The organism is Prevotella sp., from assembly GCF_036570325.1.
Taxonomy (GTDB): Bacteria; Bacteroidota; Bacteroidia; order Bacteroidales; family Bacteroidaceae; genus Prevotella.
In genome coordinates this window covers 1-8,136 of the sequence record NZ_DATCYK010000098.1, presented here as the reverse complement: position 1 = coordinate 8,136, position 8,136 = coordinate 1, and the positions used below count along the sequence as shown (strand labels likewise).

Here is an 8,136-nt window from a genome sequence, read left to right as displayed (position 1 = left end):
TAGCCCACCTGTAAGAGTGCATCCTTGAGTTTTACGTTATAACTTCTGTACGGCATATTCTGCTGTTCATACTCTGCCATAACAAAGGTATAGTTCTCACGACCCAGATAGTGGGTGAGTGATGCTCCCATGCCGATATTGTCAGCAGCAAGAAACTTTTCTCCCTTGATAAGTGGAACACCTCCTACAACCTCTATTCCCCTTTGCTTGGGTATCAGTCGCTGTGCCTGCGATGGCAGACTGAAAGTCATAGCCACCGCTGCACAAACCGATAAAATGATTTTCTTCTTCATAATGTCTACCATTTCAGTTTGAGGTTATCAATCTTCTTTGCCCGCTGCAGGTCTTCTGCCGTTACATAAAAGGTCAGTGTACGACCGCCATTTCTCTCATAGAGCGTCACTTCAAGCTGTTTGTCTTCTGCAAGAGAAAACTGCTCGAGTGCAAACACAGTGTGTTCACTGCCCATGCCACGCACCTGCATCACCTGATGATAGGCGCGAAGTGGCTGCAACACCTGCTCTTGCATGGCGGTGCGCTTCGCCATCTTCTTATCAACCACTTTGAATGTAATAAAGTCTACAGAGTACGGCATATTCGTGCCGTTTTCCATACGAGTGTGGAAATACAGCAAGCCGTTATGGGCATACAAGCCACGGAGCAGGAACTTCATGCCGAACTGCTGCGTACCGATGTGCTTGATGGTGCGTCTGTCGTTCTGATAGATGGTTTGCATCATCAGCTTGACCAATACTGGCGACTCGTTGCCGAGTTCCTTGAAATAGATGTCGGCACGGTTGCTCGGTAGTCTTCCCTCCGTTGTAGACAGAAAGTCCTTCATCTCCACGCTGAGTTTCTCCGGCTCGTCGGCATATTTTACATTAAAGGCGTAAAACGAGCCGTCCTCGCAAATCACACTCATGTTGGTTTCCGTTTCAAAGTCCTTCACGGCAGCCTTCACGCGCAGCACGTTCTCCGCATCCTCCGCTTTTCCGGCAATGATGTTCTGCGACCCCAAGTCCACATAGCGCACGGCAGAGGGAAAGATAAGATGCATGGTCTTGTCGAAGGTAACGTCCAAGCCGTATGGCAGAACGACACGCCCGTTAGGAATGGCACGGCTCATACCTTGAAAGAGTTCGCCCGAAGTAAGCGGACGATTGGGATTAAGCGTTACATTGCTGTCTGTTTCCTGAGCAAAGGCTACCCCCGTTGCTGATGCAAGGAGCATCACTGATAAAATAAGTTTCTTCATTGCTGTTATTGATTTGATGTTATTGTTTTACCTGTCATTTTCGATTGTTTTATTTGGTCTGCACCAAGAAAAGGCGATAGCCCCCTTTGAGCGTTACCTTAATGGTGCGCAGTTTCTTTTGGAGAAGCTGGCTTGCGCCCTGCATCACGCCACGGACTGCCTCTGAGATAATCTGGTCCTTGGCGGAGGAAGCGAAGGTGAACGAAGTCCCCATCGAGCCGCCGATGTTCGCCCCGACCTCTTTGAGGGCGTTGATGTCCTCCGAGCCGGGGATATACACACCCTCCTGTCCGTCCGTGTCGTATGCCGAGAGCTTGACGGCTATGATATGGCCGTCCACCTCAATGCTCCTGATAAGCAGGTGCATACGGTTGTCCTCAATCTTCGCCTGTGCTATCAAGCGGCTCTGTCGTGGAATGCGCAGCCCCTGTACCTTGGCGGTTTCAAGCAGACGGAGTACCACATTGTCGCCCTCCTTGAGCGTGGTAGTCCTGTCCACCACCACTTTGAGCGTGTTGCGCATCGTGGGGACAGCCGTGCCTGTGAGCGAATGGAAGTCCATATTGCGTGCTTTCGTGCCATACTCCTTGATGAAATCCTCATCGCTCATCGGTTGATTAAGCGAGGACACCACCTGCCTGCGCTCTGCCAATACCTCCATTACAGGAGTGTTGGCTTGCGCGACCTGCCCCTTTGCAGTTCCCGTATCGGTGGTTGTGGCTGTGCCTCCCTTGCCGTCCGTAAAGGCATTGCCCAAAGAGGGCGGAGTTGCAGACGTTTTGGGCAGATACTTAGCCGCCATCTGATAACTCTTTTCCATCAAAGCAAGCTGTCGTTTTTCTTCATCATCCTCTCTGCTGTCCTTGGAGGATAGTTCCTTTTTGAGGTTGTCAATCTCTTGGCGCATTGCCTCACGTTCTTCCTCATGCGGATCAGGAGCGTAGAAGGAATTGAGCAGGCGGTTGTTCTCCTCATAGCGTCGCATCGAGTTTTCTATCTTTGCCGTGGAAGCGGCTGTTTCGGCACGTTCCGTTTCCGTTGGAGCCGTGTTCTCGGCGAAGTAGTCGGACAGCCGTCCCATCTCCTCGCGTGCCTGCTGTTCCTCGTGCGCCTTGTCGCCCAACTCGTAGGCTTTGAGCTTGTTGCCTGTAAGCTGCTCGGTGGTGGCTTGCGGTATGCTGTCGTTCAAGCCCTGCCCGGCAGCGATATTGTCCTTGCCCGGCGGGGCGAAGATAAACCACATCGAGAGGGCAAAGAGTAGCCCCAGCCCCCCGAAGACCAAGCCTTTCTTCAGTTGTTCTTTCTGTTTATTATCCATTGTTGTCGATTTTTTGATGATGTTGTAGGTAATAATTGCCGTGTAGCTCGTGCAAAGTGCTGTCCGTCCGTATGGAACTGTCCATCAGCTTTCCCTTGGGGATGGGCAGTTTCTCCACCTTTGGTGGAAGGAAGAACTGCGCTATCATCCAAAGGGAGCAGACCAAATAAACGAAACTCAGCCCATAGACGATTTCCTTGCGCTGCCTTATCGTGAGTCTTTCGCACCGATGGCGGAGCCACAGGTGAAGCCTCAGATAATGGCGGGCGAGCAGATGGTTTCCTTTCCGTGCCATAGCCTTACCGTTTATAGGTTTGAATATCCCTGTTCTCACGCACAAGAAAATGCTCCATCAGGAAGCCCTGCGGGTTGTTGTCCGAGCGGACTGAGTTCTGCAGCGTGCAGGTCGTGATGAGACTGCGCTCCGTGACGTTGCTCTGTCTGACGATGAACTGCCGTGCGTAGGTCGTTACCTCATAAGGGTAAGCGTCAAGGTTGCAGCGTATGGAGTCCACCTCTATGCGCTGGTTGACATTGCCGGATATGGCACGGTTGTAGTAGCCTTTCTCCGCCAAGTCCTTGTAGTAATTGAACGCCGACTTGTCGCAGAGCTGAAAGGCACGTTGCATATTTCCCTCAATGGCATCCTTGTCGGGCGCGATGGTGAAGAACAGCTCGTGGAAGCGGCGGACATGCTCACGGGCTTCCACAGGACGGTTACGGCTTGCATCCTGACTGAGGGCAAGCATGAGCGACTTGCCTTGGTCGAGCACATAGATTTTCTCCCGCTGTTCTTTGGCAAAAGCATACGAGGCATAGACGGCATAGCCGCTTACCGCCACACATACGATGGCGAAGACAAAGGCGTAGAGCCGTATCTGTCTGAAAGAGGTCTCGATATTGGTAAGTGATTTGAATTCCATTTCTTTCCGGTTTAATATTCTTTCTGTTTAATCTGTAATTGTTGTCTGGGCGGAGTCCGGGTATGAGAGTTCACCCTTCAAAAGCCCTTTCCGCACCCCACTCGTGGGGTATGCTCGTACTCCACGAGTGCCCTGTTAAGATACCCCACGAGTGGGGTACAAAGCGTGGTGTATGTGGCTTGCATCATTTCCCTTTTAGTAATGCTCCCTTGATACGTCCGATAGCATTACCCGCAACGGCACCCGCGCCACCTGCCACATACTTGCCGCCCGTGTATGCACCCTGTGCGCCACGCTGTGCCGTCTGATTGACATTGCGACCGTAGGAACCTATACCGCCTCCGGCTTCGATAATCCACCCAGCCACGGTAGGCACGCAGAAGTAGCCCACGATGCCGATGAGGAAGAATACGATGTAGTACCACGTCCCCGAATCGGGAAGGTAGTTCGGGTCGCTGAGCGCCTCGATGTCCTTCTGCATCATCAAGACCTGTATCTTAGTGAGCAGTGCCGTCAGGATACTGCTGACGGGCAGCCACAGATAGACAGAGATATAGCGTGAGAACCAAGCCGTAAGCGAACCCGACAGACCGTCCCACACGGCAATGCCGAATACTATCGGACCGAGGATGGAAAGGACGATAAGGATAAAGGTGCGCAGCGTGTCGATGATAAGCCCCGAAGCATGGAACAGCAGTTCCATCAGGTCGTGAACAAGCTTCATCACCCATTGCTTGGTCTGGTAGGCGGCACGCTCGGCGTACATCCCCGCAATCGTCACGGCATCCTCCGGACCGATGATGCCCATTTCCTCTATCTTCTCATCGAATTTCTCATTGGACACCATATAGGCCGTTTCGGGATTCTTGAGGTAGGCTTCCTCCTGCAATTTGTCCCTCTTGGCAGTAAACTCCGCAAGGTTGCCCTCCTGCTGGTGCACCATCATCTCCGTCCCCTGCACCACGGGCGAGAGCACGGCGTTCATCGTTCCCAGCACGATGGTCGGGAAGAACATGATGCAGAAGCCCAAGACAAAGGGACGGAGCAGCGGGAACACGTCGATTGCCTCGGCACGGGCAATGGAAGCCCACACCCGAAGGGCGATGTAGAAGAGTGCGCCCAAGCCCGCTATCCCCTTGGCGATACCCGTCATCTGGGCGCAGAGGGGCATCATCTCGTCATAGGTGGAGCGTAAAAGCTCGTGTAAACTGGCAAAATCCATAAGCGAGTTTGTTTGATAAATGTTTTATTGTTGTTCTGCCTATGAAATTACCAATACCTGCTTGCCGTATTGCCATAGAGTGCCTTGACGGAGGCGAGGTCGTTCCTCTCCCTTGCACGGACATAGCTCACGGAGATGTTCTTTCGTGTGTAGTATGACACGAGCGAGCGGTATTCGCGCAATGTGGTGTAGATACGGTCGATAGCCTGCATGCGCTCGTGGTCGTTCATGGAAAAGACACCCGACTTGGCAACGGACTTGAGTTCTTTCAGACTCTCACCGCTCTGCTCCAGCAGCTTGGCGTAGCCCGAAGCCATCGCAGCGAGCTCGGAGGGACGGAAGTTCCTGTCCGAAAGCATCTTCTTATAGGAGGTAACGTAAATCTCCGAGATGTCGCCCACCATGAGGATGCACTCCTTGACCTTGTAGGCGTCGCCGATGAGGTTGTTCACCTTCTTCAGCGCATCGTAATACTTCTTGGTATCATTGTAAAGTTTCTCCACCTCCTTGAATCCGTCCAGGGTGTTCTTCACCGTCTTGCCTGCCGTGGCAATCTCCTTGACGGAGTTGGCGATGTTGCCCGCGAAGTTGCCCGGGTCATAGACCGTCCACTGTGCGTGGGCTTTGGGAACCGATAGGCTCAATCCTAAGAGAGCCATGAATAAAAACTTTTTCATTGTTACTGCTATTTTGATTGTTCGTACTTATTTCTTCTTATTGTTTCTTTTCTCATTGGCAAGCTGGCGGATAGCGGTCTCGATGTCGCCGCCGATCCGTGCAGCCCTGTCCATCACCTCCACCTTTTCGGTCTCCTCCGTGGTGTAGGTAAGGTATTCCTCCATGCTCACCTCCGTGGCATAGACGGCACTCTGCATACCGCCCAAGCCAATCCATACCTCCTTGTAAAGCCGGTTCGGGTCGTTGTTCTGATTGATGGAGAGTATCTGGCTCTTCTCCTTTTCCGAAAGACCGAGCATCGCCTGTATGCCGTCGAACTTGGTCATGTACTTTCTTTGGTCGAGCAGTATCTTGCAGTCGGAGTTGTTGATGATGCTCTCCTTGACAATGGGCGACTGGATGATGTCGTCCACCTCCTGCGTTACGACAATGGCTTCCCCGAAATACTTTCTGACGGTCTTGTAGAGATACTTGATATAGTCCGCCATATTTGCAGAGGCAATCGCCTTCCACGCTTCCTCGATAAGTATCATTTTTCGGATACCCTTCAATCGGCGCATCTTGTTGATGAAGGCTTCCATGATGATAATCGTCACCACGGGGAAAAGGTCTTTGTTGTCCTTCACTTGGTCTATCTCGAAAACGATAAAGCGTTTGGAGAGCAGGTCGATGTTCTTGTCCGAGTTCAGCAGGAAGTCGTAGCGACCGCCACGGTAGTATTGCTTCAGTGTCGTCAGGAGGTTGTTGATGTTGAAGTCCGAGAGCGTTACCTCGATGTCCCGCTTTTGCATGTCCTCCCGATAGACATCGCGCAGGTACTCGTAGAAGGTGTTGAAGCAGGGAACGACGGTATGATCCGTCCGGATAAGTTCTATGTAAGTATTGACAGCAGAACCAAGTTCGCCAGCTTCAGTCTTGGTAATATGCTCATCGGCACTTTTCCAGAGCGTGAGCAATAAGGTGCAGATACTCTCCCTTTTCTCCACGTCAAAGACGTAATCATCGGTATAGAAAGGATTGAATGAAATGGGATGTTCATCCGTATAGGTGAAATATACCCCGTCCTCGCCCTTGGTCTTGCGGTGAATGAGTTCGCACAAGCCCTGATATGAGTTGCCCGTATCGACCAAGAGGACATGCGCCCCCTGCTCGTAATACTGGCGTACCATGTGGTTGGTGAAGAAAGACTTGCCGCTGCCCGAAGGACCCAAGATAAACTTGTTGCGATTGGTAATCACACCTTTCTTCATCGGTAAATCAGATATGTCCAAGTGGATGGGCTTGCCCGAAAGACGGTCTGCCATCTTGATGCCGAAGGGAGAGAGCGAGTCCTTGTAGTTCGTTTCTGCCGTAAAGAAGCAGAGGGCTGGCTCGATGAAAGTATAGAAACTCTCCTCGGCAGGAAAATCGGCTGCATTGCCGGGAATGCCTGCCCAATAGAGTGTTGCCGTGTCAATGGTGTTGTGGCGTGGTCGGCACTCCATCAGGGCAAGGGCACTGCCCACATCATTCTTGACAGTGCGCAGTTCCTCCTTGTCGCTGCTCCATGCCAGCACATTGAAATGCGCACGGATGGAGGTCAAGCCCTGTGAATGGGCGATGTTGAGATACTCCTGTATCCACTCCTCGTTGATTTGGTTGCTACGGCTGTAGCGTGCCAGCGAGTGCATGTTCCTTGCCTGCTTCTCGAAGCGTTCAAGATTGGCGTCGCTGTCCTCGATGAAGATATACTGGTTGTAGATATGGTTACACGGCAGCATCAAGCCCACGGGAGCGGCAAAGGAAAGACGGCAGTCGCTCCTATCGGTGGAGAGCCGTTCATACCGGCTGTCCGTACTTACCGTGGTCGGCAGGTCGTCCGTGTCGGAGAGCGTATGCAGACAAAGCCTATTGTCGCCTACACGCACAAGGTCGGCACCCAGACGGATGTCCTCCAGTGAGGCGTGTCCTTCTTCCGAGAGGGAGAAATAACGGTCAAGCAAGCCACCTTTCTCTCTTGTTCCGACCAGTTCCTCTCCCGTCATGCGGGTAATCCCTATCTGTTCGGTGTCATTGATGATACGCTCGAACTGATCGACGGCTTCCATGAACTTCATCACCTCGTCCTTGTTGGTAATCTCCTTGGGAATGAGGTGTCCGCGGCAGAGCGAGGAAAAATTGCTCTGCTGCGCCATGCGCTGCCTGTTGGTCTTTGTCAGGAATAGGTAAACGCTGTGATGCAGGTACGGACGTTCGTTGAAGTGCCGTTCTGATGCACGGGCAAGGAAACTCAATCCACCGTCGGAGAGCTTGCCCCGGTAGTCCTCCTTGACGAACCAGTCCTGCTTGTGGACGATGGTATAGTTGGGCAGCACTTTGATTGCCTTGTGCCAAGCCGAGTGCATCGCCTCGTATTCTGCGGAGGTGACAGTAAAGAGTTCGGGAAGTTCCACACGGAAAGCCACCGTGATGTCCGCCTCCTTGCTCACCATGCACCCCTGCTCGACGGAGAGTAGCGGGAACTTCGATTCCAAGGTCGTTATCTTACTGTTGTTTCTCATTCTTCTTTCTTTTGAGGTTACGGATAAGGTGATAGGTCGTGCGGCGATTGAGTAAATATCGTGGGTGCATACGCACCGCCCCCTGCTTCATCAGCCCGTACTGCCCGTACTTTCGGTTCATGGCGAACGTTTGCCACACCACGAGGGTGGCACCCACTACGCCTATGACCAGACAGGCAATCTGGCTGACTCCGCAGAGG

Annotated in this window: 9 protein-coding genes; all 9 read right to left on the bottom strand. The window is 52.4% G+C overall.

Annotated features, from left to right (window positions below):
• Nucleotides 1-305: conjugal transfer protein TraO (locus VIR50_RS09945; protein ID WP_331934974.1), on the bottom strand; the 305-nt coding region annotated here is incomplete at its 3' end.
• The gene (gene traN, locus VIR50_RS09940) at nucleotides 299-1,255 is read right to left on the bottom strand and encodes a conjugative transposon protein TraN (protein WP_331934973.1); all 957 of its coding nucleotides are present in this window, start codon (nucleotides 1,253-1,255) and stop codon (nucleotides 299-301) included. The genes traN and VIR50_RS09945, both read right to left, overlap by 7 nt.
• A 49-nt stretch (nucleotides 1,256-1,304) precedes the next feature.
• The gene (gene traM, locus VIR50_RS09935) at nucleotides 1,305-2,573 is read right to left on the bottom strand and encodes a conjugative transposon protein TraM (RefSeq protein WP_331934972.1); all 1,269 of its coding nucleotides are present in this window, start codon (nucleotides 2,571-2,573) and stop codon (nucleotides 1,305-1,307) included.
• Nucleotides 2,566-2,868, bottom strand: a complete 303-nt coding sequence (locus tag VIR50_RS09930) for a hypothetical protein (protein WP_331934971.1) — start codon at nucleotides 2,866-2,868, stop codon at nucleotides 2,566-2,568. Before VIR50_RS09930 ends, traM begins: the two co-directional genes overlap by 8 nt.
• A gap of 4 nt (nucleotides 2,869-2,872) precedes the next feature.
• On the bottom strand, nucleotides 2,873-3,496 hold the full coding sequence (traK, locus tag VIR50_RS09925; protein ID WP_331934970.1) for a conjugative transposon protein TraK: 624 nt from the start codon (nucleotides 3,494-3,496) through the stop codon (nucleotides 2,873-2,875).
• A 184-nt stretch (nucleotides 3,497-3,680) separates the two neighbouring features.
• Nucleotides 3,681-4,718 carry a conjugative transposon protein TraJ gene (gene traJ, locus VIR50_RS09920; RefSeq protein WP_331934969.1) on the bottom strand — a complete coding sequence of 346 codons (1,038 nt, stop codon included), beginning with the start codon at nucleotides 4,716-4,718 and terminating at the stop codon, nucleotides 3,681-3,683.
• A gap of 47 nt (nucleotides 4,719-4,765) precedes the next feature.
• The gene (locus VIR50_RS09915) at nucleotides 4,766-5,395 is read right to left on the bottom strand and encodes a DUF4141 domain-containing protein (protein WP_331934968.1); all 630 of its coding nucleotides are present in this window, start codon (nucleotides 5,393-5,395) and stop codon (nucleotides 4,766-4,768) included.
• 27 nt (nucleotides 5,396-5,422) lie between these two features.
• Complete coding sequence (locus tag VIR50_RS09910; RefSeq protein WP_331934967.1) at nucleotides 5,423-7,936, bottom strand: TraG family conjugative transposon ATPase; 2,514 nt, start codon at nucleotides 7,934-7,936, stop codon at nucleotides 5,423-5,425.
• The coding region (locus tag VIR50_RS09905; RefSeq protein ID WP_331934966.1) for a DUF4133 domain-containing protein at nucleotides 7,920-8,136 on the bottom strand (217 nt) is incomplete at its 5' end. The genes VIR50_RS09905 and VIR50_RS09910, both read right to left, overlap by 17 nt.